This window comes from Litoreibacter arenae DSM 19593 (assembly GCF_000442275.2).
In the GTDB taxonomy this organism is placed as follows: Bacteria; Pseudomonadota; Alphaproteobacteria; order Rhodobacterales; family Rhodobacteraceae; genus Litoreibacter; species Litoreibacter arenae.
Genome location: NZ_KE557310.1, coordinates 273,345 through 298,167, shown reverse-complemented (window position 1 = coordinate 298,167; position 24,823 = coordinate 273,345). Strand labels below are relative to the sequence as shown.

20 protein-coding genes are annotated in these 24,823 nt (G+C 62.0%); 12 read left to right on the top strand and 8 right to left on the bottom strand.

Translation table 11 applies throughout. From position 1 onward, the window contains the following. The first annotated feature begins 16 nt into the window (after positions 1 to 16). The 3 genes from hisD to THALAR_RS09135 all read left to right on the top strand — a co-directional run bounded on the left by hisD (position 17) and on the right by THALAR_RS09135 (position 2,954). On the top strand, positions 17 to 1,324 hold the full coding sequence (gene hisD, locus THALAR_RS09145; protein WP_021101252.1) for a histidinol dehydrogenase: 1,308 nt from the start codon (positions 17 to 19) through the stop codon (positions 1,322 to 1,324). Positions 1,325 to 1,410: 86 nt separating this feature from the next. Continuing rightward, positions 1,411 to 2,193, top strand: a complete 783-nt coding sequence (locus THALAR_RS09140; RefSeq protein ID WP_169788528.1) for a CDP-alcohol phosphatidyltransferase family protein — start codon at positions 1,411 to 1,413, stop codon at positions 2,191 to 2,193. A 47-nt stretch (positions 2,194 to 2,240) separates the two neighbouring features. Then, the gene (locus THALAR_RS09135; protein WP_281177789.1) at positions 2,241 to 2,954 is read left to right on the top strand and encodes a phosphatidylserine decarboxylase; all 714 of its coding nucleotides are present in this window, start codon (positions 2,241 to 2,243) and stop codon (positions 2,952 to 2,954) included. A 57-nt stretch (positions 2,955 to 3,011) separates the two neighbouring features. Here the strand turns inward: THALAR_RS09135 and THALAR_RS09130 are convergent, their stop codons facing one another. The 6 genes from THALAR_RS09130 to pdxR form a co-directional block, all read right to left on the bottom strand. Continuing rightward, positions 3,012 to 3,887 carry a dimethyl sulfoxide reductase anchor subunit family protein gene (locus THALAR_RS09130; protein ID WP_021101249.1) on the bottom strand — a complete coding sequence of 292 codons (876 nt, stop codon included), beginning with the start codon at positions 3,885 to 3,887 and terminating at the stop codon, positions 3,012 to 3,014. Continuing rightward, positions 3,887 to 4,630, bottom strand: a complete 744-nt coding sequence (locus THALAR_RS09125) for a 4Fe-4S dicluster domain-containing protein (RefSeq protein ID WP_021101248.1) — start codon at positions 4,628 to 4,630, stop codon at positions 3,887 to 3,889. Before THALAR_RS09125 ends, THALAR_RS09130 begins: the two co-directional genes overlap by 1 nt. An 82-nt stretch (positions 4,631 to 4,712) precedes the next feature. After that, on the bottom strand, positions 4,713 to 7,523 hold the full coding sequence (locus tag THALAR_RS09120; protein ID WP_021101247.1) for a molybdopterin oxidoreductase family protein: 2,811 nt from the start codon (positions 7,521 to 7,523) through the stop codon (positions 4,713 to 4,715). A 13-nt stretch (positions 7,524 to 7,536) separates the two neighbouring features. Next, positions 7,537 to 8,484 (bottom strand): phosphate acyltransferase, encoded by a 948-nt coding sequence (locus tag THALAR_RS09115; protein WP_021101246.1) that lies wholly within the window; start codon positions 8,482 to 8,484, stop codon positions 7,537 to 7,539. A gap of 87 nt (positions 8,485 to 8,571) precedes the next feature. Beyond that, the gene (gene xsc, locus THALAR_RS09110) at positions 8,572 to 10,341 is read right to left on the bottom strand and encodes a sulfoacetaldehyde acetyltransferase (RefSeq protein ID WP_021101245.1); all 1,770 of its coding nucleotides are present in this window, start codon (positions 10,339 to 10,341) and stop codon (positions 8,572 to 8,574) included. Positions 10,342 to 10,536: 195 nt separating this feature from the next. Beyond that, positions 10,537 to 12,000 (bottom strand): MocR-like pyridoxine biosynthesis transcription factor PdxR, encoded by a 1,464-nt coding sequence (pdxR, locus tag THALAR_RS09105; protein WP_021101244.1) that lies wholly within the window; start codon positions 11,998 to 12,000, stop codon positions 10,537 to 10,539. Positions 12,001 to 12,641: 641 nt separating this feature from the next. Here pdxR and THALAR_RS09100 point away from each other — a divergent pair. After that, entirely contained in the window at positions 12,642 to 12,860 is a 219-nt protein-coding gene (locus THALAR_RS09100; RefSeq protein WP_211264794.1) for a hypothetical protein, read from the top strand. Next, positions 12,861 to 13,424, top strand: coding sequence for a hypothetical protein (locus THALAR_RS09095; RefSeq protein ID WP_021101242.1), 564 nt, complete (start codon positions 12,861 to 12,863; stop codon positions 13,422 to 13,424). It begins immediately after the preceding gene. Positions 13,425 to 13,622: 198 nt separating this feature from the next. Here THALAR_RS09095 and THALAR_RS09090 read toward each other — a convergent pair whose 3' ends face one another. After that, the gene (locus THALAR_RS09090) at positions 13,623 to 15,038 is read right to left on the bottom strand and encodes an aminotransferase family protein (RefSeq protein ID WP_021101241.1); all 1,416 of its coding nucleotides are present in this window, start codon (positions 15,036 to 15,038) and stop codon (positions 13,623 to 13,625) included. A gap of 501 nt (positions 15,039 to 15,539) precedes the next feature. Here THALAR_RS09090 and THALAR_RS09085 point away from each other — a divergent pair. The 7 genes from THALAR_RS09085 (at position 15,540) to glpK (ending at position 24,164) form a co-directional block, all read left to right on the top strand. Next, entirely contained in the window at positions 15,540 to 16,544 is a 1,005-nt protein-coding gene (locus THALAR_RS09085; protein WP_040818249.1) for a taurine ABC transporter substrate-binding protein, read from the top strand. A 79-nt stretch (positions 16,545 to 16,623) separates the two neighbouring features. Next, positions 16,624 to 17,430 (top strand): taurine ABC transporter ATP-binding protein, encoded by an 807-nt coding sequence (locus THALAR_RS09080; RefSeq protein WP_021101238.1) that lies wholly within the window; start codon positions 16,624 to 16,626, stop codon positions 17,428 to 17,430. Next, a complete protein-coding gene (locus THALAR_RS09075) occupies positions 17,427 to 18,692 on the top strand; it encodes an ABC transporter permease (RefSeq protein ID WP_021101237.1) in 1,266 nt (421 codons plus the stop codon). The genes THALAR_RS09080 and THALAR_RS09075 overlap by 4 nt, the downstream gene beginning before the upstream one ends. An 81-nt stretch (positions 18,693 to 18,773) precedes the next feature. Beyond that, positions 18,774 to 20,177: an L-serine ammonia-lyase gene (locus THALAR_RS09070; RefSeq protein ID WP_040818145.1), complete on the top strand. Its 1,404-nt coding sequence runs from the start codon at positions 18,774 to 18,776 to the stop codon at positions 20,175 to 20,177. Between the two features lie 31 nt (positions 20,178 to 20,208). Then, positions 20,209 to 21,039: an NAD-dependent epimerase/dehydratase family protein gene (locus THALAR_RS09065; protein ID WP_021101234.1), complete on the top strand. Its 831-nt coding sequence runs from the start codon at positions 20,209 to 20,211 to the stop codon at positions 21,037 to 21,039. A gap of 72 nt (positions 21,040 to 21,111) precedes the next feature. Next, positions 21,112 to 22,683 carry a glycerol-3-phosphate dehydrogenase gene (gene glpD / locus THALAR_RS09060; protein WP_021101233.1) on the top strand — a complete coding sequence of 524 codons (1,572 nt, stop codon included), beginning with the start codon at positions 21,112 to 21,114 and terminating at the stop codon, positions 22,681 to 22,683. Beyond that, positions 22,680 to 24,164, top strand: a complete 1,485-nt coding sequence (glpK, locus tag THALAR_RS09055) for a glycerol kinase GlpK (protein WP_021101232.1) — start codon at positions 22,680 to 22,682, stop codon at positions 24,162 to 24,164. The genes glpD and glpK overlap by 4 nt, the downstream gene beginning before the upstream one ends. On the opposite strand, the gene THALAR_RS09050 is transcribed toward glpK, so the two are convergent. Beyond that, positions 24,161 to 24,736, bottom strand: coding sequence for a gamma-glutamylcyclotransferase family protein (locus THALAR_RS09050; RefSeq protein WP_021101231.1), 576 nt, complete (start codon positions 24,734 to 24,736; stop codon positions 24,161 to 24,163). The two genes, glpK and THALAR_RS09050, sit on opposite strands and share 4 nt — an antisense overlap. Positions 24,737 to 24,823: the final 87 nt, after the last annotated feature.

Below are 24,823 nucleotides of genomic sequence, written 5' to 3'. Positions count from 1 at the left end.
TAAGGGGGCCGTACCAATGAAACACCTCAAGTCACCGCAAGTCGACAAACTGGACGCAGATCGCAAGACACGTGCGATTGTGGAAGATATGCTCGCCAATATCCGCGAGAATGGCGAAGATGCCGTGCGCGGCTATGCCAAGGATCTGGATGGCTGGACGCAGGATTTCGCGCTATCGGACGAGAAGAAGGCGAAGCTGATCGCCCAGGTGTCCGATCAGGCGAAGGAGGACATTCAGTTCGCCCACACCCAGATCAAGCGATTTGCCAAGGCGCAGCGCGAGAGCCTGACGGATTTCCAGATCGACACCGAGCCGGGGGTGACCCTTGGCCAGCGCTGCGTTCCCGTCGATTGCGCGGGCTGCTATGTGCCGGGCGGGCGCTATGCCCACGTGGCCTCGGCTCTGATGAGCGTCGCAACGGCGCGTGCTGCGGGCGTTCCGTTCGTAGTCGCCGCGTCGCCGCCGCGTGGCGATGCGATTGACCCTGCCGTGGCCTATGCGATGGGCCTTGCGGGCGCGGACCTCATCTTGGAAATGGGCGGCGTGCAGGCGGTTGCCTCCATGGCGATGGGGCTGTTCGGGGCGAAGCCTGCCGATATTCTGGTCGGCCCCGGCAACGCCTTTGTGGCGGAAGCCAAGCTGCAACTCTTTGGCGGCGTGGGTATCGACCTGTTCGCAGGCCCCACCGAAAGCGCGGTGATCGCGGACCACACCGCCGACCCGATGACCGTCGCCATCGACCTGCTGTCTCAGGCCGAGCACGGCACGACCTCGCCCGTTTGGCTGTTCACCACCTCGTCCGAGCTGGCTGAGACGGTGAACCGCATTCTGCCCCAAATCGCCGAGGGCTGGCCGACGGGCGGCGTGGCGATAGAGGCGTGGGCCAACCACGGCGAGATCGTGATCTGCGACGACCGCGAACAGATGGCCGAAGTGTCCGACCGCTACGCCTGCGAGCATTTGCAGGTGCAGGCCGAAGACCTCGAATGGTGGAAAAACCGGCTGCGCAACTACGGCTCTCTGTTTCTCGGTGAAGGCTCCACAGTGACCCATGGCGACAAATGTTCCGGCACCAACCACATCCTGCCGACCCGTCAGGCGGCGCGTTATACGGGCGGGTTGAATGTGATGAAGTTCCTGAAAATCCTGACATGGCAGGAAATCGCGACCGACGCCGACCCTATGATGTCGTCTGTCGCCTCACGCCTGTCACGAACCGAAGGCATGGACGCCCACGCCCGCGCGTGTGACTGGCGCTTGCAGAAGTTTGGCAAAAAGGACGATTGGGGCTTCGAGGTCGCGCATCAGGAACGGTTCGAGTAAGCTAAAACCGCTCTGGGCGAAGTTGCTCCGCAATGCTAAACACTATGGTGGCTTGCGGTAAGCAACGGTCGTTGAGGATGGTGGATTTGGCAGACTCCAAGGTGGAACAGGACGAAAAAGGCAGCACGGCCATCGCGCCGGAGCGGCGGATAAAGCTGCGCCATATCGTGCCGAGTCTCGTCACGGTTTTTGCGCTTTGCGCGGGCCTGACCTCGCTGCGGATGAGCATTGAGGGCAATATTTCCGCCGCACTCTACCTGATTATGCTGGCGGTTTTTCTGGACGCCGCCGACGGCAAGATCGCGCGCTACCTCGACACCACCAGCCCGTTCGGGGCTGAACTGGACACGCTGGCCGACTTCTTCAACTTCGGCATCGCGCCCGGGCTGCTGATCTACAACGCGTTCTACCATGCCTCGGAATACCAGAATTTGGGATGGCTTAGCTGCCTTGTGCTGGCGATCTGCTGCGCTTTGCGGCTGGCGCGCTTCAACGTGGGCCTGTCCGAGCCGCACAAAGCCGGACAGCGCGACTATTTCGTCGGCGTTCCCGCGCCCGCGCTGGCGTCACTTGCCCTGATGCCGGTATTCCTGAGCCTCGTCGGCTGGACCGATATCGGCGTCCACTCGCATATCATCGCAATCTACGAGATCGGGATTGCACTTTTGGCGATCAGCACCATTCCGACCTTCTCGATCAAGCACGCCTCGGTCAGCCGCAGCCTGTTGCCGATGATCGCGGTCGGCTGCGCCATCCTGGTGATCTGCCTGATGGTCTATCCATGGCACACGTTCATCTTCGCCAACCTGCTATATCTCGTGACATTGCCGCTGCCCTATCTGCGAGAGCGCAAGGAACGCTTAGGCTAGCGCCCTTGCCCTGAGGCGGGTTTGGTGTCACTGACCGCACCAAACTTGTGACGAACAGGAAGCCGAAAATGAATATGCTGAAAATCGTGGCGGTGCCGATGCACCCCGAGGGCCGCAAGTTTGTGGCCATTTTTGCGGGCATCACTGTGCTGCTTGGCCTCATCTGGGAGCCGCTTTTCTGGCTGGGCGCCGGTGCCACGGTTTGGTGCTACTACTTCTTCCGCGACCCGGTGCGCACGGTGCCGCAACGCGACGGATTGGTGCTATCGCCCGCCGATGGCGTGGTTTCCTTGATCTCCGAAGTCGCCCCGCCGCCGGAGTTGGGGCTTGGCACCACCACCGTGTTCCGCGTGTCGGTCTTCATGAACGTGTTCAACTGTCACGTGAATCGTTCGCCCATTGAAGGCAAAGTCACGGAGATCGCATACCATAAGGGCAAGTTCGTGAACGCCTCGCTGGACAAGGCGAGTGAGCATAACGAGCGCAATGGGCTGACCATTGAATCCGAGGAAGGCCACCGCATCGGTGTGGTGCAAATTGCCGGTTTGGTCGCGCGGCGCATCGTGTGTTTCGTCAGCGTTGGCGACATGCTGGGCGCGGGCGAGCGTTTCGGTTTGATCCGCTTTGGCAGCCGGCTGGACATCTACCTGCCCGAAGGCATCCAGCCAGCGATTTCGGTCGGTACGACCGCCGTTGCGGGGGAAACGATCCTAGCGGACTTACGCGGTGACCAGAAACCTGTGCGCAGCGCCGATATCTGACGCCAGTCGATCCGCTCAGAAAGAAAAAGCCCCGCCTTTCGGTGGGGCTTTCTTCTTTCAGCGCTGGTCGTAGTAGAGGCCTACGGTATGCTCCGCCTCTGCGAAGAACAGCCAGCGGGTCATGAGCGCTCCGGCGATATGCAGTAGTAACGCAACGAACGAGATCAGGTGGTGAAACGGTGGTACGACCAGCAGCACATAGGGCAGCAGCGACAGGCACAAGATGCCAGTGATGCGCAATGTGCGGACGTGTTTGCGGCCGACCACATAGACCATTTCCTCCATCAGATAGTTCTTGGAGCTATGTGGCGCTTCGAACATGCGGACCTTGCCCATATGGCCCAGCCCCGTAGCGGTTTCGATTGTTGAGTCAGAGGCCGCGAACTGTTTGTCGCCGATGAACCATGTGACGCATTGAAATGCGCCCAGAGCCAGCAAAAGCGGAGCGGCGATGGAGGTCTGCCCCGCCACGAAGGCACCGCCTGCGATGGCGTAGAGGAGGAACAGCACCGGCGTGGTCCAATGGCTCCACCGTGGGACGGTTTTGATCTGGGTGTAGATCATCGAGGTGCCGAACACCGTGGCAAGGCTCAGCGCCGCGCCCAGCAGGCCCAGCAGCTTCCAATGTGTGTCGAGAAACACGACGCCTATCGCATAGAGCCCCATGACGGAGAGCGCTGCGACGGACAGGCAGCCTTCCCGCGAAAGCCAGCTGGTTTTCCACTGGGTAAACGCCTTGAGCGCCCTTTGCGGATTGCCGAGGTGGAACGTCGAGGAAATCAAGCCGCCCACGGCAAACACATAGGCGATCAGGAAGAAAATGAATGCGGTGAAACCTGTGTAGTCCGGCATGCCAAGGCCCAGAAAGGCCAGCAGGCCAAAGCCGATCCCGGAGAACACGGTGAAGAAGATAATGGAAGGGGCCGGATGCATCAGCCGATCCTTTCTAGCGTTTTGTCGAGCCAGCCTAGGAAGCCTTTGGCCTCTTGTGCCACGGGCTCAAGGAACGGGGCGAGGATGTCGACCTGCTCGTCCTTGGGGCGGGGCGGCAGGTATTTGTTGACGGGCTTGGTGCCTTGCTCCGGCATCAGGTCCATGCCGCCACGTTCAGCCACCAGCTTGGAGACGTCGGACTCCGCATCGCCCAAGTCACCGAAGTGCCGTGCGCCGGCGGGGCAGGTGCGCACGCAGGCGGGTTCACGGTCCTCTTCGGGCAGGTTCTCGTTGTAGATGCGGTCGACGCAGAGCGTGCATTTCTTCATCACGCCTTCGGCCTGATCCATCTCCCGCGCGCCGTAGGGGCAGGCCCATGCGCACAGGCCGCAGCCGATGCAGTCGGACTCGTTGACCAGTACGATACCGTCTTCCACGCGCTTGTAGCTTGCCCCTGTGGGGCAGACGGTGACGCAGGGGGCGTCCTCGCAATGCAGGCAGGATTTGGGGAAGTGGACCGTCATCGCGGCCCCCTCGTCGGGTGTCACCTCATAGCTGTGGACGCGGTTGAGGAAGGTGCCGGACGGGTCCGCGCCGTAGGGGTTCTGGTCCGACAAAGGCGCGCCGTAATTCTCCGTGTTCCAGCCTTTGCACGACACCACGCAAGCATGGCATCCGACGCAGGTGTCGAGGTCGATCACAAGGCCCAGCTTCTTTTCGGTGTGGGTCGGGAGTTGGGTCATTTCAGGCCCTTTCCGGCTGTCTGCAATGCGTCGGCAAAGTGTCTGCCATGTGTATGGCAAGTTTCGGCATATGCGGTGATCTTCATTTCCCCACCTTCCATTCCAGTTCCGACGGGCCCTTGCCGACCGGGGAGGCCTGCGCGGGGATCCCCGGCTGGCTTTCCGCCGGTGCCTTGGTCTTCTCGACGCGGACCTTCAGGTCGAACCACGCGGCTTGGCCGGTGATCGGGTCGGAGTTGGCCCAGCGGAGGCCGTCGCCTTTGGGGGGCAGCAACTCGTGGATCAGGTGGTTGAGCAGGAAGCCTTTGGTGGCCTCCGGCGCGTCCTCTTCCAGGGCCCATGCGCCTTTGCGTTTGCCGATGGCGTTCCATGTCCAGATGGTGTTCGCGTTCAGCGCTTTTTGCAGCGCCACCGGAACCACGATCTCGCCATGGGGGGAGGTGACGCGTGCCCAGTCGCCCTCGGCAAAGCCGTTGTCGTCCCAGATTTTCTGCGACACATAGAGCGGGTTGTGTCCGTGAATTTGCCGCAGCCATGCGTTTTGCGACCCCCATGAGTGATACATCGCCATCGGGCGTTGGGTGAGCGCGGTGATGGGGTATTCGGCGGCGCGGTTGTCGTCCTCGTTGGAGTACCAGATCGGCAGCGGGTCCATGGTCTGCTTGATCCGCTCGCGTAGATACTCCGGCGGTTGGCGGGTGCCGTGGCCTTCGGCGGCAAGCTGGAATTTGCGCATCGGCTCTACATAGAGGTTGAACAAGTAGGGCTGCGGCGCGTCGAAGAAGGACTTCTTAACGGCCCAGTCCTGATAGTTCATGTTCCACGGCTTGAAGAAGGCCGCGTCCTCGGGGACGTGTTCCATCCAGAAACCGCCGTTTTCGATGTAGCGGTCAAGCTGGTTCGGGTTCGGCTCCCCGCGACCATGGTCGTCGCCATTGCCCCGGAAGCCCGCCAGCGGACCGACGCCGGGGCGGCGGATGTGGTTGGTGATATAGTCGGCGTAGTCTTTGTATTTCTGGCTGCCGTCTTCGTTGACGAAACCCGGCAAGCCAAGACGTCCGCCCAGATCACACAGCGCGGACTGGAAGCCTTTGACGTCGCGGTCAGGCTCCACCACAGGCCAGCGGATTGCATCGGCCACGGCGTCGGCCTCGCAGATCGGGCGGTCCAGAAGCGAGATGCAGTCGTGGCGTTCCAGATAGGTGGTGTCGGGCAGGATCAGGTCTGCATAGGCCACCATTTCCGAGCTGTAGGCGTCGGAATAGATGATGTTGGGGATCACATAATTGCCGTCCGTGTCTTGGTCGGTCAGCATCTCGATCACGCCGCGCGTGTTCATCGACGAATTCCACGACATGTTGGCCATATACATGAACAGCGTGTCGATCTTGTAGGGGTCGCCCGCATGGGCGTTGGAGATCACCATATGCATCATGCCGTGGCTCGACATGGGGTTTTCCCAAGTGAACGCCTTGTCGATGCGGGCGGGAGAGCCGTCCTCCCTGAGCGCCAGATCATCCGGCCCGTGGGTGAAACCCAGATGCGGGCCGTCGAGGGGCTGGCCGGGTTTCACGCCGCAATGCGGTTTTGGGTGCGCTTCCGGCGGCTTGGGGTAGGGCGGCTTGAAGCGCATGCCGCCGGGGGTCTCCACGCTGCCAAGGATGATTTGCAACAGGTGCAACGCGCGGCAGGTCTGGAAGCCGTTGGCATGGGCGGAGATCCCGCGCATGGCGTGGAAGGACACGGGGCGGCCGATAAACTTGGTGTGCTTGTTGCCGCGGAAGTCGGTCCAGTCCTGTTCGATCTCGATAGCTTGGTTGAACGCCACATCCGCGAGCTCGGCGGCAAGGCGTTTGATGCGGTCGGCGCTGATCCCCGTGCGCTCCGCCACGGCCTCGGGGGCGTATTGCGGGTCGAGATATTTCTCGGCCATGTGCTGGAAGACGGAGCGGTGGGAGACGCCCGCCTCGCGCAGACTGCCTGCGAGGTCGGGCTTCACGCCCTTTGCGTCATAGGCGGCAGGCTTGCCGGTGGCGCGGTCAATCACCATCAGCTTGTTGTCTTTGTCACGCATCAGCAGGCCGAAATCCTCGGATTTCTCGTCGCCATTGACCAGCACGGGAGCGTTGGTGAACTGGGCCAGATAGTCCAGATCCAGCTTGCCCGCCTTGAACAGCTCGTGAACCATGGCGAGGATGAACAGCCCGTCGGTGCCCGGTGTGATGCCGACCCATTCGTCGGCAATCGCGTTGTAGCCGGAGCGCACGGGGTTGACGCCGACGACCTTCGCGCCACGGCCTTTCATCTTGCCCAGGCCCATCTTGATCGGGTTGCTGTCGTGATCCTCGGCCACACCGAAGATCATCAGCATCTTGGTGCGGTCCCAGTCGGGCTGGCCGAATTCCCAGAACGCGCCGCCCATGGTGTAGATGCCGGCGGCGGCCATGTTGACGGAGCAGAAGCCGCCATGGGCCGCGTAGTTCGGCGTTCCGAAGCCCTGCGCCCAGAGCGAGGTGAAGCTCTGCGACTGGTCGCGACCGGTGAAGAAGGCCAGCTTTTCAGGCGCGGTCTCGCGGATCGGTTTCAGGATGCCGACGGCGATGTCGTAGGCTTCGTCCCAAGTGATCTCCTCGAACTTGCCGGAGCCGCGCGGGCCGGTGCGTTTCAGCGGAGCTTTCAGGCGCGACGGCGCGTTGTGCTGCATGATGCCAGCGCTGCCCTTGGCACACAGCACGCCTTGGTTCACGGGGTGGTCGCGGTTGCCCTCGATATAGGCGACCTTGCCCGCCTTCATGTGCACGTTGATGCCGCAGCGGCAGGCGCACATATAACAGGTGGTTTTGCGGACCTCGTCGCTGACCTTGGGTGACAGATTGATCACGGGTTGGTTCATGGCGAGGCTCCGATCAGCTTTGGCGGTTGGCGGCGTTCACGATGGCTGCGAGGCAGCACGACGCCATCCGCGCGGCAGGGGGATCGGCCCGCGAGGTCAGCAGCACGGGAACCTTGGCCCCCATGACGATGCCCGCGGCGCACCCGCCTGTGAGGTAGACCAGCGATTTGAACAGGGTGTTGCCAGACACGATGTCCGGCACGATGATCGCGTCCGCCTTGCCCGCGACGGGGTCGGCGGTCAGCTTCTTGGTGGCCACTGCCTTGGGGGACAGGATCAGGTCCAGCGCCAGCGGGCCGGAGAAGTCGGCGTTTTTGATTTCCCCCTTCGCCCATGTGGCAAGCTCGTCCGCCTCGACCGAGGACGGCACGGCGGGAAGGATGCTTTCGGTGGCGGAGAGGAACGCCACTTTGGGGCGCCCGGTGCCCAGCATGTGCAGCAGCTTGACCACCTCGCGGGTGGCGTCCTTGCGGGTCTCGATGTTGGGGTCGACGTTGACGGCGGCGTCGGAGATGGTGATCGCGCGCGTCCCGTCTGGATGGGAGATGTGGAAGATATGCACCAGCCGGTTGCCGGTGCGCAGGCCCGCGTCACGGGCGAGGGCGGCGCGCATGAAGGTGTCGGAGTGAAGCTGGCCCTTCATCATGACGTCCGCGCGGCCTTCGCCGCAAGCCATGGCGGCGGCGTTGCCGCTGTCCTGCTCGCCCTCGGCCTCGATGATGGTGAATTGCGAGATGTCCCAACCGAGCTTGTCTGCCTCGGCCTCGATCAGGTGCCGCTCGCCGGTGAAGACCGGCTCCATGATGTTGGCCTCGGTCGCGTCGCGGGCGGCTTCCATGGGCAGGGGTGCGCCTGCGCGGGCGATGGCGACGCGGGGCGTTGCCGCCTTCTGCGCCATGTCGAGCAGCCAGTCGGGGCACACGGCCTCTTGCTGAGACAGAAACGGATTGTCGGCGGTCATAAGCGGTCCCTCCCAAAACTCTACTTTTCACCACGAAACCCGCCCCGATGTCTCGGGGCGGGTGTGGGTCTTTTTATGGGGCCGCAACTATTCGGCGGCCATGTCCGATGCGCTGACACCTGCCACGGCGACGGGCTTCTTCATGGCGTCGCGGCGGAAGGGCTCGCCCAATTCCTGATTTAGCAGGATTTCGATGAAGGTGGTCACGTTGTTTTCCATCTGCTCTTTCACCGCAGTGTTCAACGCTTCGGTCAAAGAGTCCATGCTGTCGACCTGCACACCTTTCAGGCCACAAGCATCGGCGATCTTGGCGTAGGAGACGTTGGTGTCCAGTTCCGTGCCGACGAAGTTGTCGTCAAACCACAGGGTCGTGTTGCGCTTTTCGGCGCCCCACTGGTAGTTGCGGAAAATGACCATGGTGATGGCGGGCCAGTCGCCGCGGCCCACGGAGACCATTTCGTTCATCGAAATGCCGAACGCGCCGTCACCTGCGAAGCCCACGACCGGCACGTCAGGGCAGCCGATTTTCGCACCAGTGATGGCCGGGAAGCCATAGCCGCAGGGGCCGAACAGGCCGGGCGCCAGATATTTGCGGCTTTGCTCGAAGGACGGGTAGGCGTTGCCGATGGCGCAGTTGTTGCCGATGTCCGACGAGATGATCGCGTCTTTGGGCAATGCGGACTGGATCGCGCGCCATGCCTGACGGGGCGACATCTTGTTCGGCTCGCGGGTGCGGGCGCGCTCGTTCCAGGTGGTGCCTGGATCGTCGTCCTCGTGATCCAGCGAGGTCAGTTCCTGCGCCCAAGCCGATTTGGTTTGTGCGATCAGGGCCTTGCGCTCTTCGCGGCCTGCGTCGCCTGCACCGTCTTTCAGTTGCGACAGGATGCCTTCGGCAACCTTCCTGGCGTCTCCGACGATGCCGACGGTGACTTTCTTGGTCAGGCCGATGCGGTCGGGGTTCAGGTCAACCTGAATGATCTTTGCATCCGTGGGCCAGTAGTCGATGCCGTAGCCCGGCAGGGTCGAGAACGGGTTGAGGCGGGAGCCAAGGGCCAGCACGACGTCGGCCTTGGAGATCAACTCCATCCCTGCTTTCGAGCCGTTATAGCCCAGCGGACCAGCGAACAACGGGTGGTTACCGGGGAAGGCGTCGTTGTGCTGATAGCCAACGCAAACAGGCGCGTCGAGGGATTCGGCCAGCTTCATGGAGGCGTCGATACCGCCTGCCAGAACAACGCCAGCGCCGTTCAGGATCACCGGGAACTTGGCGGACGACAGCAGGTCGGCAGCTTTCGCCACGGCTTCTTCACCACCAGCGGGGCGCTCGAATTCCACGGCGACGGGCAGCTCGATGTCGATCACTTGCGTCCAGAAGTCGCGCGGGATGTTGATCTGCGCGGGGGCAGAGGCGCGGTAGGCTTGCATGATGACGCGGTTCAGCGTCTCTGCGATGCGGGACGGGTCGCGGACCTCTTCCTGATAGGCGACGCAGTCGGCAAACAGGTTCATCTGCTCCATTTCCTGGAAGCCGCCCTGACCGATGGTCTTGTTGGCAGCCTGTGGGGTGACCAGCAGCAGCGGGGTGTGGTTCCAGTAGGCGGTCTTGACCGAGGTCACGAAGTTGGTGATGCCGGGGCCGTTTTGCGCGACCATCATCGACATCTCGCCGGTGGCGCGAGTATAACCGTCGGCCATCATGCCTGCGGTCATCTCGTGGGCGCAGTCCCAGAACTTGATGCCGGCGGTCGGAAACAGGTCGGAGATCGGCATCATGGCCGAGCCGATGATCCCGAAGGCGTGGCGGATGCCGTGCATTTGCAGGGTTTTGACGAAGGCTTCTTCGGTCGTCATTTTCATGGTGCGGTCTCCCGGTTAGGTGAAGGGCAGGGGGCTTTGTCCCGAGCAGGTATCTGGGCGGAACTTAGGTCGCAGGCCAGAGTCGTGTTATGACCAGTTTGTTCGGACTATATATCCAAAATTTGAAGGTGGGCTACCCTATGGCATTGCTGTGAAGCATTCCAGCGCCCGAGGCGTTTGCCAAATAGCGCTAATTCAGTTCTGCATCGCAGCAATTTCAGCGGCGATGAGCGCAACGCCGGGCGAAATTTGCCCCGCCCCGATGGAAGAATAGGCCAGCCGGTAGTGTTTGTATTCGCGGAAGCCGCCTTTGCAGAAGGCCGCGCCGGGCTCGATCAGCACGGATTTCGCCCTTAAGCGATCAGCGAGTTCGGTCGTATCGACCCCGTCCGGCGCGCGCATCCAGTAGCTGGACCCGCCGAACGCCCCTGCGCCTGCGACGGTTAAACCGTGTTCTGCCATGGCGTTATCCATGATGCGGCGACGGTCGTGGAAAGCGTTGCGCAGGCGGCGGACGAGGGCATCGTAGTGGCCGAGCGACAGGAAATAGGCCGCCGTGCGCTGCATATGGCCGGGCGGGTGGCGCAAAACCGCGGAGCGCAGGGCGCGGGCCTCGCGGATAAATGGTTTGGGACCAACAAGATAGCCCAAACGCAGGCCCGGGAAGAGCGACTTGGAGAATGAGCCGACATAGATGACCCTTCCGTCGTCATCGAGCGATTTCAGGGCGGGGGACGGGGGTTTGAGGAAGGACATCTCGAACTCGTAATCATCTTCGACAATCAGGAAATCATCCTCGGACGCGCGGCGGAGCAGCTCCTTGCGGCGCGAAATCGGCATGGTGGAGGCGGTCGGGCATTGGTGACTGGGCGTGCAGAATACCACGTCGGTCTCGGGCGGGATCAGGTGCGGCGGGAGGCCGTCGGCGTCTACGGGCACCTCGATCCGGTGGCAGCGGGACTGGTGCAGGATGGTGCGCAGGCCGGGGTAGCAGGGGTCCTCATGGGCGGCGGTGCGGCGCTGGGTCAGGAGGACCTGCGCGGCCAGCCACAGCGCGTTTTGTGCGCCGACGGTGATCAGGATTTCATCGGGATTGGCCAGAATTCCCCGTCGGGGCAGGGTGTTGCGGGCGACGAATTCCAGCAGTTGCGGGTCGTCGCGGTCGACCTGATCGGCGGTCAGGCTGTCGAAATCCCGCTGGCCCAGAGCGCGGATTGCACACAGGCGCCAGTTTTGCCGGTCAAACAGGGCAGGGTCTACCTGCCCGTAAAGAAAGGGATATTTGTAGGTTCGCCAGTCCAGCGGCTTCTCGATTTGCAGGTTGCCGGAGAAGCGGTGACCGATGGCGCGGCTCCAGTCGACGGTGTCGGAGGAGGAGCGCGGGCTGATCTGCGGCGGCTCCGGCGCGTTCTCGGAGACGAAGTAGCCGGAGCGGCCTGCCGACGACAGGTAGTCGTCGGCCATCAGCTCGTTATAGGCCAGCGTGACGGTGATCCGGCTGACGCCCAGATGCTGTGCCAGCTTGCGGGAGGAGGGGAGTTTCTCGCCGGGGCGGAAGCGGCCCGACAGGATGCCGCCCGCGACCATCTGCTGGATTTGCTGCTGGAGGGTGCCCTCATAGGCGGGGTCCAGAAAGAAGGTTTCGACGGCGATAGGCATAGGTTGGCTGGCCTTAAAGCGGGTTCAATTTGGATATATCGGAAAGTGAGACGCAGCGGAAGGGTTAACAGTTGGGGCGGTGGTCTGGCGGTGTGCAACGCTCGGGGTGCGAATCGAGGGTTAACGGCTGCAAAACTTGGGTTTTGGGCGGTCTGCGAACCGTCTGCAAAGCGTCGGCATTGTGTCGGGCATGGGGGCGGGATTTGCCGTGGTTAACACTGCGGGCGGTGAGGTTTGTTGAGATTTGGTGAACGCGGGGCGTGACGACGATCGCCCGGCGATTAGGGGTTGAGGCTGGGCGGGGGTGTGGGAGTGGCCGTTTGGAGGCCATAATCACAAACTTGTTTTCCTGCCGCAAAGGGCTGCTTTTACAAGAGGTACAACAATCCTCAACATCCGCTTGGATTTGTACTGGGTTTTTGACGGTCTTAATTGAAGAGGTTTGCCAATGTTCCAAGAAAGAGGGGTATTGAATCTTCGCCAAGGGATTGTTGATCTGCCGTGGTTCGGCACCGTGACGCTCTTTGTCTTTTGTGTTCTACCGTCGGTAATGCCTGACAATTTAACTTGTCGGTTGACAATTTAGAAAGTGAATGTATCTTATGGCTCGTAAGCGGCACACGTCGAAGGAAATTGAGGCGATGATCCAAGAACTCGAGGAGCTGGGATGGGCCGTTATAGAAGGCAAGGGGCACGCGTGGGGAATGTTGCGCTGTCCTAACAACAGCAAGGAATGCCGGTGTGGCGAGTTCTGCCAGATGTCTGTCTGGTCGACGCCGAAAAATCCGCAACAGTTCGCAAAGAAAGTAAAACAGAAGGCTCTCGCTTGTGTGAAACTCAAGAAGCGGAAGGAAAAGTAGATGGCTGAGGAATATGAATTCGAACTGGTCTTTGCCCTTCCTGAAGGGGAACACGACGCGTTCGCACTGTCTGATGCGGTGTTCGAAGCTGGCTTCGAGGATGCTTTGGTGGGCACGGGCGTGGCTGGTCTCCTCGGTGTCGAACTGGAAACCGAAGGTGATGATGCGGAGAGCGTCATCCTGAACGCGGCTCGCGCCCTAATCAAGACCCTACCTGTCGGCACGACCCTGCGTGAGATCCGCCCAGACCTCGTGAGCTTGGCTGACGTTGCAGAAAAGCTCGAGGTCAGACGCCAATCGCTCCAACAGCGTAAGATGCCTCTGCCCACTGCGGGCGGCCTTTACCGTATTGATGAATTATTGGAGGTTCTGGCCGCAGCGGTAGAGCCGCAAGCTGGGCGTCGCCGTCCGCGCTACAACTTGATGGCCGCCATGAAGTGGTTTCGGGCAGGTGAGGCTGCGCGTCGGATCAACGCTCAGCTAACTATGATGGAGATCGATTCAGCGACGATTGAGCGGACACCGAGAGCCAAGCACGAGGATGCATCTGTAGTCTCGCTCTAAAAACGGCAGGCTCGCGGCACGAGCCATGCGCAATCTGCAAAAAGCTCACTTTAAGCTGATCGGGCCTCCTAAAGCAGCCATTGGTGCTGCCGCAGCGAAGGCTCACTTTGTCCCGCGTAGCAGCCAGTGAAGAGCAAACAAAAAAGCCCGCGACCTAGCCGAGATCGCGGGCTTTTCCGTATCTTTTAGGTTGAGCCTCTACCCCATCACTGCCGTCAACGCACCATCTACCGACGCCAAGATCGCGTCGATGTCGTCCTTGGTGGCGATCAATGCGGGGGAGAAGCAGAGGGTGTTGTTGAAGCCCGGCACCGACCGGTTGGTCATGCCGATGATGACCGCGTCTTTGCTCATGCAGTGGCCGGTGACTTGGGCGACCAGCTTTTCGGGCAGGGGTGCGCGGGTTTCGCGATCTGCGACAAGCTCTGCGCCGAGGAACAGGCCCTTGCCGCGCACGTCGCCGATGCAGGCGTGTTTGCCTTTCAGCTCTTCTAGCTGCTCCAGCATGTAGGTGCCCATGGCGGTGGTGTTGTCGAGCAGGTTCTCGTCTTCGAGGATGCGCATGTTTTCCAGCGCTGCGGCGGGGCCTGCGGTGCAGCCGCCGAAGGTGGAGATGTCGCGGAAGTAGTTGAGGTGGTCGGAGGTGTCGTCCTTGAACATGTCGAACACGGCCTCGGTCGTCACGCAGCACGAAATGGCGGCGTAGCCGGAGGCGACGCCTTTGGCCATGGTCACGATATCGGGCTGGATGCCGTAATGCTGGTAGCCGAACCATGTGCCGGTGCGGCCCATGCCGCAGACGACCTCGTCGATATGCAGCAAGATGTCGTATTTTTTGCAGATTTCCTGCACGCGGGGCCAGTAGCCTTCGGGCGGGACGATGACGCCGCCGCCTGCGGTGACGGGCTCCAGACACAGCGCGCCGACGGTGTCGGGGCCTTCGCGCAGGATGACGTCTTCAATCGCGTTGGCGGCTGCGATGCCATAGGCCTCGCCGGACAGATCGCCCAAGCCCTGATCCATGGCGCGGTATTCAAGGCAGTGGGGGACTTTGACGAAGCCGGGGGTGTAGGGGCCGTATTGGGCGTTCCGCTCCTCCTGACCGCCGCCGGAGAGGCAGGCGATGGTGGTGCCGTGGTAGTCGCGGTCGCGGTAGAGGATCTTGTGCTTCTTGCCGCCATAGCGCTTGTGGGCGATCTGGCGGACCATCTTGAAGCCCTTCTCGTTCGCCTCGGAGCCCGAGTTGGCGTAGTAGACGCGGGTCATGCCGGGCATCTTGGCGATCAGCCGCTCGGAGAATTGCGCGGCGGGGATGGAGCCGACGGTGCCGCCGAAGAAGTTCATCTTCACCAACTGGTCGCGCACGGCATCGGCGATGCTTTCGCGGCCATAGCCCACGTTGACGGTCCAGACGCCGCCGGAGACCGCGTCGATATGCTTGCGGCCGTGCTGGTCCCAGACGTTGATGCCCTTGCCCTCGACGATGATCTTGGGGTCGGTGCGGGCGTCGCCCTCGGCCATGTAGCCTGCGTGCTGGCTGAGGTGGTGCCAGACATGGGCGCGGTCGGCTTCGACAACGCCGGAGAGATCATTGCTTTGCAGATTGCCGTCCATGGGGCTTCTCCAGTGATTAAAGGGGGCCGGAGCGTTAGTCCGGCGAATCTTGACGCGATGCGCCCAGTATAGCGCCTTACATCAGGCTGCACGTAATTCAGATGCGCAATAGGGCCAGATTTCGGCTGTGCGTAGGGCCAGTTTCGCGGCCTTTCGGGGTGTGGAAGGGTTGTCCCCGTGGCCGAATTGTTTTGTTTTCAGTCGTTTATGGTGCCGATTCCGTGGGCGTGGCGGGTGAGGTCAGGCTTGCAAAGGCTGATGAAATTCATTGACGGAACCCACCCCGCTTCGCCTACTTGCCGTTCACATAAGCCGAAAGGGTTGATGCGAATACCTGAAACTTGATCTGCAAATGCGAAGTGCATTGGCATTTAAACTGCCGTGTGTTTTGTTTTGCAAACGCCTTCAGGCGGCTAGAGATCCGGACCACCGGACAGGCCGACCTGAGGGAACCAAAAGCGCCGACAAGGTGCCAATATGTTCAACATGGGAGATGAACACATGAAACTATCCACCAAAATGATGAGCGCCGTCGCTGGCGTGGCCCTGCTGTCGGGGGCGCAAGCCGCCATGGCGGACGGGCACGGGCTGACGGTCGGCTACTTCCTCGAATGGCCGATGCCGTTCCAGTATGCCAAGGTCAACGGCACCTATGACGAAGCGCTGGGCGCGCCGGTCACCTGGGTGTCCTTCGACACCGGCACCGCAATGTCGGCTGCCATGGCATCCGGCGACGTAGACATTTCCGTGTCGCAAGGTGTGCCACCTTTCGTGGTTGCGACCTCTGCCGGTCAGGACATCCAGATCCTTGACGTGGCCGTGTCCTATTCGGAGAACGACAACTGCGTCGTCTCGAGCGGTCTGGAGATCGACAAGAATTCCGCCTCCGAATTGGCTGGCAAGAAGGTTGCCGTTCCGCTGGGTACCGCCGCGCATTACGGCTTTCTGAGCCAGATGAACCATTTCGGCGTTGATATCTCCAGCATGAGCGTCGTGGACATGGCCCCTGCCGAGGGGGCTGCGGCGCTGGCGCAAGGCTCTGTCGACATGGCTTGCGGCTGGGGTGGCGCGCTGCGCACGATGAAGGAATCCGGCAACATCCTGTTGACCGGCGCCGAGAAGGAAGAGTTGGGCATTCTGGTGTTTGACGTGACCTCCGCGCCTGCCGGTTTCGTGGCCGAGAACGGCGAGACCGTTGCCAAGTTCCTGAAAGTGACCGCAGACGCCAACGCGATGTGGGCTGACGAGGCCAACCACGCGGAAATGCTGCCGGTGATCGCCAAGGACGCGGGCATGGACGAAGAAGCGACCGCTTCGACGCTGGCAACCTTTGCATTCCCGAGCGTGTCCGAGCAACTGGGCGAGAAGTGGCTGGGCGGCGGCGCGCAGTCCTTCATGAAGGGTGTCGCGGACATCTTCGTGAACGCGAACTCCATCGACGCGGCGCTGGACAGCTATGAGGCGACTGTGAACACAGGCCCGCTGAAGGCCGCGTCCGAGATGTAGCACCGACTGAGGGGTGGCGCGGGAATTCCGCGCCACCCTTTTCACTTCCAAAATACCTTAAACAAGGAGTGGGGCAGCTATGTCGGGCTTGACCATTGAAAATATCTCCATGCGCTTCGACCTGCCGAACGGCAGCTCGGTGCAGGCGCTGAAAGACGTCACGCTGGCGCTGAAACCGGGCGAGTTGATGAGCGTTCTGGGGCCGTCGGGCTGTGGCAAGACCACGTTGCTCAACATTGTTGCGGGTTTTCTGGCCCCGACCGAGGGTCGCATCACGATGAACGGGCATACCGTGCAGGGGCCGGATGCGGAACGCGGGATGGTTTTCCAGCAGGGCGCGTTGTTCGAGTGGATGAACGTTCGCCAGAATGTCGCCTTCGGGCCGCGCATGAAAGGCGAGAAGGAATCGCAATACGGGGCCAATGTGGACCATTTGCTGGATGTTGTGGGCCTTCGGGACTTCAAGGAAAAAGCGATTTACGAATTGTCCGGCGGGATGCAGCAGCGCGTGGCTTTGGCCCGCTGCCTTGCCAATGACCCCGACGTGATCTTGATGGACGAACCACTTGGCGCGCTGGACGCGCTGACCCGTGAGAAGATGCAAAGCCTTGTGCTGAAGCTGTGGAAAGAGACGGGCAAGACGATCATCCTGATCACCCACTCGGTCGAGGAGGCGCTGTTGCTGGGCGAGCGTCTGCTGGTCATGGCCCCGCGTCCCGGCCGCATCCACAAGGAATACCGCTTGCCGTTTGCCGATCTTGGGGTCGACCAGGACCTGCGCGAGGTCAAGAAGCACCCGGACTATGCGAAGACCCGTGAGGAAATCCTCGCCATGATCTGGGACATGGAAGAGGAGATTATGGGCCGCACGGAGGAAAGCGCATGACCATTCTTGCAATCTATGTCGCCATCTTCGTGGGTAGCTTCTTCGCGGTGAAATATATCACCGCATCGGCGCGGCCGAATGACTATACCTCGCTGAAAACCGTGACCTTCGGGGACGAAAGTGCCGTGCGGCCGAACAGGGCTGCGTCGATCATTTCCATCGTGACGATATTTTTGCTGTGGGCGTCGTTCACCGGCTCCAGCCTGATCCCGTCGTTTCTGCATGCGCCTGCGCCGTTCACCGGCACAGGTGTGTTTACCTACACGGTTGACGCGAACGGGCAGACCGACGACGCGACCGTCACGGTCAACGTGCACGAGACCGACGGGGACGCGACTGTACCCGAAGTTGCGCCGGGGGACGGGTTTGCGAAGAACGACTCTGTGTCGATTGTGAAATACCGCTCCAAGCTGTTGCGGGTGGACGCGAATGACGAGGTGGGCCGCGACGACGGCGCGCAGATCGTGGCCGTGAACGGCAAGCCGATTGCGCTGGGTGGCGAGGTCATGACCGACTTCGCCCGCGTGGCCATGACGCCCAAGGGCACGTTGAACATCGAGCCGAAGACCGGCTGGCAGATGCAGCCATTGTATTTGCCGCCACCTGAAAAGGTCGCGAGCCGGTTGGCGGAGATTTCCAGCACGGGGTTCCGCAACTCGACGCTTTGGGAACACCTTGGGTACTCGCTGTTCCGCGTGATCGTGGGCTTCCTGATCGGGGCCGCCGTGGGCATCCCGCTGGGCTATGTCATGGGTCTGTCCAACTGGTTCCGCGGCTGGTTCGATCCGGTGGTCGAGTTCATGCGGCCCGTGCCACCCTTGGCGCTGATCCCGCTGGTGATTATCTGGGCAGGCATCGGTGAGGTCGGCAAGATCGTGCTGCTGTTCCTTGCGGCGCTGTGGATCATGGCGATTGCCGCGCGGTCCGGCGTGTCGGGGGTCAACATCACCAAGGTGCATGCCGCCTATTCGCTGGGCGCGTCCAAGTGGCAGATCATGCGGCACGTCATCATCCCGAATTCGCTGCCGGAGATATTCACCGGCGCGCGGGTGGCGATGGGCGTATGTTGGGGCACCGTTGTGGCCGCCGAACTTGTGGCCGCGGAGAAGGGCGCGGGCATGATGATCATGGTGGCGTCGAAGTTCCAGAACACGGACATCGTGTTGATGGGGATTATCCTGATCGGCGTGATCGGGTTCTCTATCGACGTGCTGATGCGCTGGGCGGAGCGTCTGCTGGTGCCTTGGAAGGGTCGCAGCTAAAATTTCACCCATGTCGTGAATTCACCGCCGCCTGTCTTGTTTCGATAGGCGGCGGTTTTCGTTTGGGCCGTATATGCGCGTATGTTTCTAAGTATCTTCGACATATTCAAAGTGGGCATCGGCCCGTCCTCGTCCCACACCATGGGGCCGATGACGGCTGCGGGGCGCTTTCTGGACGACCTGCGGGGCGGGCGTGAAAAAGAACCCGGCGCGGGAGAGTTGGCGGGCGTGTCGGCGTCGCTGCATGGCTCGCTGGCGTTTACCGGCAAGGGCCACGCGACCGACCGCGCGGTGATGCTGGGGCTGATGGGATATCTGCCCGCGACGATGGACCCTGATGCGGTGGACGGGTTGATCGAGACCTTGGCGGTAGAGAAGGTCGTGCGGCCCGAGGGGCTGCCTGAACTGGCGCTTGATCCGGCGAAAGACGTAGTTTTCGATTACGACCTGACGCTGCCGGGACATGCCAACGGCATGATCCTGAAAGCGTGGGACACGGCGGGCAACCTGTATATGCAGGAGACCTACTATTCGGTCGGCGGCGGCTTCGTGATGACCGAGGCAGAACTGGCGAATGAAGAGCCGGACCTGCATGTGCAGAAGGAACAGGCGGGGTTTCCGTATCCGTTCGGCTCGGCGGTTGAGATGTTGGAGATGGGCGCGGCCCACGGCAAAACCATTGCGCAGATGAAGGAGGCCAACGAATTGGCGACGATGTCGCGTGCGGAGTTGGACCGGAACCTGACGGTGATCCGCGACGCGATGTTTGATTGTGTTGACCGCGGGCTGCGGATGGACGGGATCTTGCCGGGCGGGCTGAACGTGAAGCGCCGCGCCAAGCGTATCCATGACCAGCTGCTGGCGGAGCAGGGGATGAACCGCAGCCAGCCGCATACGATCAACGACTGGATGAGCGTCTACGCCATGGCCGTGAACGAGGAGAACGCGGCGGGGGGCAAGGTCGTGACCTCGCCCACCAACGGGGCGGCGGGTGTGCTGCCGTCCGTGCTGCGCTATTACCGCGAGCATTGCATTGGTGCGACGGAAGAGGGGCAGCGCAACTTCCTGCTGACGGCGGCAGCGGTGGGCGGGCTGATCAAGCACAACGCCTCCATCTCGGGTGCCGAGGTGGGGTGCCAGGGGGAGGTTGGCTCGGCGTCCTCCATGGCGGCGGCGGGGCTGTGTGCGGCTTTGGGCGGCACCAACGAGCAGGTGGAGAACGCGGCGGAGATCGCGCTGGAGCATCATCTGGGCATGACCTGCGATCCGGTCGCGGGGCTGGTTCAGGTTCCGTGCATCGAACGCAACGGGCTGGGCGCGATCAAGGCGGTATCCGCCGCCTCGCTGGCCCTGCGCGGGGACGGGACGCATTTCATGCCGCTGGACAATTGCATCGAAGCGATGCGCCAGACCGGCATTGATATGAGCACGAAATACAAGGAAACCTCGCAAGGGGGGCTTGCGGTCAACATTCCGGAGTGTTGAGGTCGTCCCGATTGATTTGGGAGATATCACCATGAAGAAGATCGTGTTGACCGGCGCTGCCGGAAACCTTGGCAAAATCCTGCGTGGGCCGCTGGCCGCGATGTGCGACGAACTGTTATCCACCGACATTGCCGAAAGCGTAGGCGATCTGGCCGCGAACGAGACCTTCGTGCAGGCCGATCTGGCGAAGATGGACGATATCCGCCCGCTGCTGGAAGGTGCGGATATGGTGGTGCATTTCGGTGCGCTGGTGGACGAGGTGCCGTTCGAGGAAATCTGGGGTCCGAACTTCGTCGGCTCCTACAATATCTGGCAATCCGCGAAAGAGCATGGCGTGCGCCGGGTGGTCTATGCGTCGTCCATTCATGCCATGGGGATGTATCCGAAGACCGTGGCGATCACGCCCGACATGCCGCACCGGCCTGACACTTACTATGGGCTGGCCAAGTGCTTTACCGAGGATCTGGGGCGGATGTTCTGGGAGAAGGAGGGGCTGGAGTCGGTCCATATCCGCATCCTGTCCGCCACCTCGCGGCCCGGCAATGCGCGGGCGTTGGGGTCATGGCTAAGCCCTGACGATCTGGTGCAGGTCGTGACTCGGGCGATTGATACGCCGGTGGTGGGGTTCACGGTGATCTATGGCGTGTCGAAGAATGACCGCTCGCCCGTCGATAACTCGTCCGCGTCGCATCTGGGCTACCGCCCGAAGGACAATGCGGAGGATTATGCGGCGGAGATACTGGCAGACACGCCGCCTGCGGATTTGAGCGATCCGGGGATGACCTGCCACGGGGGGCCATTCGCGTCGGCCACGCTGGGCGTCAGCCCGATGGCGTTGATGGGCATTCCAGACGACGACTGACGCGCTCCGCCCTGTTCACGAGGCGGAATTAGCTTATGTTCTGTGGACAACGGCACGGGAGGAGTCGCTGATATGGCGGAAGAAGACATCGTCGATCTGTTCATTATCGGCGGCGGCATCAACGGTGCGGGCATCGCGCGGGATGCGGCGGGTCGTGGGCTGTCGGTGTCTCTGGCCGAGATGAACGACCTTGCCTGGGCGACGTCCAGCGCGTCCACCAAGTTGTTTCATGGCGGGCTGCGCTATCTGGAGTATTTCGAGATCGGCCTTGTCCGCAAGGCCCTGATCGAGCGCGAAACCCTGCTACGGGCAATGCCGCATATCAGCTGGCCGATGCGGTTCGTGCTGCCCTACCACAAGGATATGCGGTTCGAGGGCGAAACGCCGACCTCCAAGCTGCTGTCTGTGTTCATGCCGTGGCTTAAGGGTCGGCGTCCGGCATGGCTGATCCGGCTGGGGTTGTTCATGTATGACAACCTTGGCGGGCGGAAGATTTTGCCCGGCACGAGCAAGGTGGATTTGACGACTGATGTTGTGGGGCAGGGGATCGAGGACCGGTTCGAGCTGGCCTACGAGTATTCCGACTGCTGGATCGAGGACGCGCGGCTGGTGGTGCTGAACGCCCGCGACGCGGAGGCGCGGGGGGCGGAGATTATGGTGCGCACCAAGGTGGTGTCGGCCCGTCGGGAGGACGAGCACTGGGTCGTGGACCTTGAAAACAGTGAAACTGGCGAGCTGTCGCAGCGGCGCGCGCGGATGCTGGTGAACGCGGGCGGGCCGTGGGTGGAGGACGTGATCCGGCACGTCACCCACACCAATTCGAGCGAAGGCGTCCGGCTGGTGCGGGGCAGCCATATCGTGACCAAGCGGCTGTTTAAGCATGACAAGGCGTATTTCTTCCAAGGGGAAGACGGGCGGATCATTTTCGCCATTCCCTACGAGACGGATTTTACCCTGATCGGCACGACCGACGCGGAGCATCCGGACCCGTCGCAAGAGCCGGTTTGCACGGACGAGGAACGCGACTACCTGATCGCGTTCGCCAACGGCTATTTCAAGCATGACATTACGGTGGATGACGTGGTGTGGACCTATTCCGGCGTGCGGCCGCTTTATGACGACGGCGCCAAATCCGCGACCGCTGCGACGCGGGATTATGTGCTGAGCGTCTATGACGACGGGCCGCCGCTGCTCAATGTGTTTGGCGGCAAGATCACCACCTATCGCCGGCTAGCGGAGAACGCCTTGGCCAAGATCGCGCCGTTCTTTGACGGGGTGCCGGGCAACTGGACGGCGGGCGTGGCGTTGCCTGGGGGCGATTTTGCGGTGGATCAGGTGCAGGACTTGATTGACGGGCTGATCGTAGACTACCCGTATCTCGACGATGTCTGGGCGCGGCGGCTGGTGCGGGCTTACGGCACCGACGCGCGGGTGATGCTGGGCGATGCGGGTGCCGTATCGGATATGGGCAAGCATTTCGGGGCGAACCTGACCGCGCGCGAGGTGCGCTGGATGATGGGGCGGGAGTATGCGCGGCGGGCCGACGATGTGGTCTGGCGGCGCTCGAAGCTGGGGTTGCGGATGAGCGCGGACGAGATCAAGCTGCTTGATGACTGGATGCAGGCCGAACGGGAGAAGACATGACATATATACTGGCCATTGATCAGGGGACCACGTCCAGCAGGGCGATTATCTTCGACAAGGACATGAAGATCGTGGCCTCGGATCAGGAGGAATTTCCGCAACATTTCCCTCATTCGGGCTGGGTCGAGCACGACCCCGACGATCTTTGGTCCACGACCGCAGGCACCTGCCGCTCCGTGATCGAGCGGGCGAGGATCAGCGCCGACGACATTGCCGCCATCGGCATCACCAACCAGCGCGAGACGACGGTTGTGTGGGACAAGGCCACCGGCAAGCCGGTGCATAACGCGATTGTCTGGCAGGACCGCCGGACCTCGGACTATTGCCGCGAGTTGCGGGACGCGGGGCATGAGGAGATGTTCACCGAGCGGACGGGGCTGCTGCTGGACCCGTATTTTTCCGGCACGAAGCTGCGCTGGATACTGGAAAACGTCGACGGCGTGCGGGAGCGGGCGGAGGCGGGCGAGTTGCTGTTCGGCACCGTGGACAGCTTCCTGATCTGGAAGTTGACCGGCGGCGCCTCGCATGTGACCGACGCCACCAACGCCGCGCGGACGCTGCTTTATGACATTCGCAAAGGGCGGTGGAGCACGACGATTTGCGAGATGCTGGGCATCCCGATGCAGATGCTGCCGGAGGTCAAGGATTGCGCGGCGGATTTCGGCACGTGCCGCGCGGACCTGTTCGGCAAGGCGCTGCCCGTTCTGGGTGTCGCGGGCGACCAGCAGGCGGCGACGGTGGGGCAGGCATGCTTCAAGCCGGGCATGATGAAGTCGACCTATGGCACGGGTTGCTTTGCGCTGTTGAACACGGGCGACACGCCGGTTGCGTCGCAGAACCGGCTGCTGACGACGATTGCCTACCAGTTCGACGGCAAACCGACTTATGCGCTGGAAGGCTCGATCTTTATTGCGGGGGCGGTGGTGCAATGGCTGCGCGACGGGATCAAGATTATCCGCGAAGCCAAGGAAACGCAGCCTTTGGCAGAGAAGGCGGATGACGGGCAGGACGTCATTCTTGTGCCCGCCTTCACCGGACTGGGTGCGCCCTATTGGGACGCCGATTGCCGCGGGGCTATTTTCGGGCTGACTCGCGGCACCGGGCCGGAGGAATTCGCCCGCGCCGCGCTGGAAAGCGTCGGCTACCAGACGCGCGACTTGCTGGAGGCGATGAAGGCGGACTGGGAGGCCGATGGCGAGGATGTGCTTCGCGTCGATGGCGGCATGACGGCGAGCGACTGGGCGATGCAGTTCCTTAGTGACATTATCGGCGCGCAGGTGGACCGGCCGGAGGTGCTGGAAACAACGGCCTTGGGCGCGGCGTGGCTGGCGGGGTCGCGGGCGGGGATTTATCCCGATATGGACGGGTTTGCGGAAAGCTGGGCGCTGGACCGCCGGTTCGAGCCGGACATGGACGACGAAACCCGCGACCGCAAATACGCGGGCTGGAAGAAGGCGGTGAAGGCGACGATGTCGGTTTAGTCCTGCTCTGGCTCGATGATGCTTGTCTTGAGGTTTTCGAGATGGGCATCCACCAGCGCGGTCTCGCGGTCGCTGAGCGTCCGGCTGCGCGGATAGCGCGGCTGTAGGCGGTCGTTGAGGATGGGCGCCTCCCAGCCGTCGGTGGTCTGGAAAAAGCGTTCAACGCCGTCCTTGCCGAATTGGGTGTGGAAACCTTGGACCACTACGTCCAGATAGCTGAGCAGTATCGGCTGGGCGACCGGCGACGGTGCGTCGCGCTCAATGTGGGTTTGGTACATCTGGACGTCCACCTCGCCCGCTGCGTGGGTCAGCGCCGTGGATTGCAGCAAGCTGCGCGAATAGCCGGTTTCGCGGATATCGAGCGCGGCCCAGTCGGAATCCGGGACCCCTGCGATCAACCCGTCGATCCTGCTGCCGCTTGCGGGTGCCACGCTGAGATAGGCGATGTCGCGCAGCGCGGTATGGGTCCAGACCCTGCGCCAGCCTTCCAACGTCGCCACGTGTGTGGAGCCGTAAGTGTGGGTCGTCGTGTTTACCAAAGAGCCGTAGCCGAAGAAGTACTGTTTTTTCATGGGTGCGATGTAATTGGCTTTTCCCCGCCGACACAAGTTGAGTTCTGGCGTGAAAGGAGTAGCGTAGAGGTTCCCAATCAACAAGGA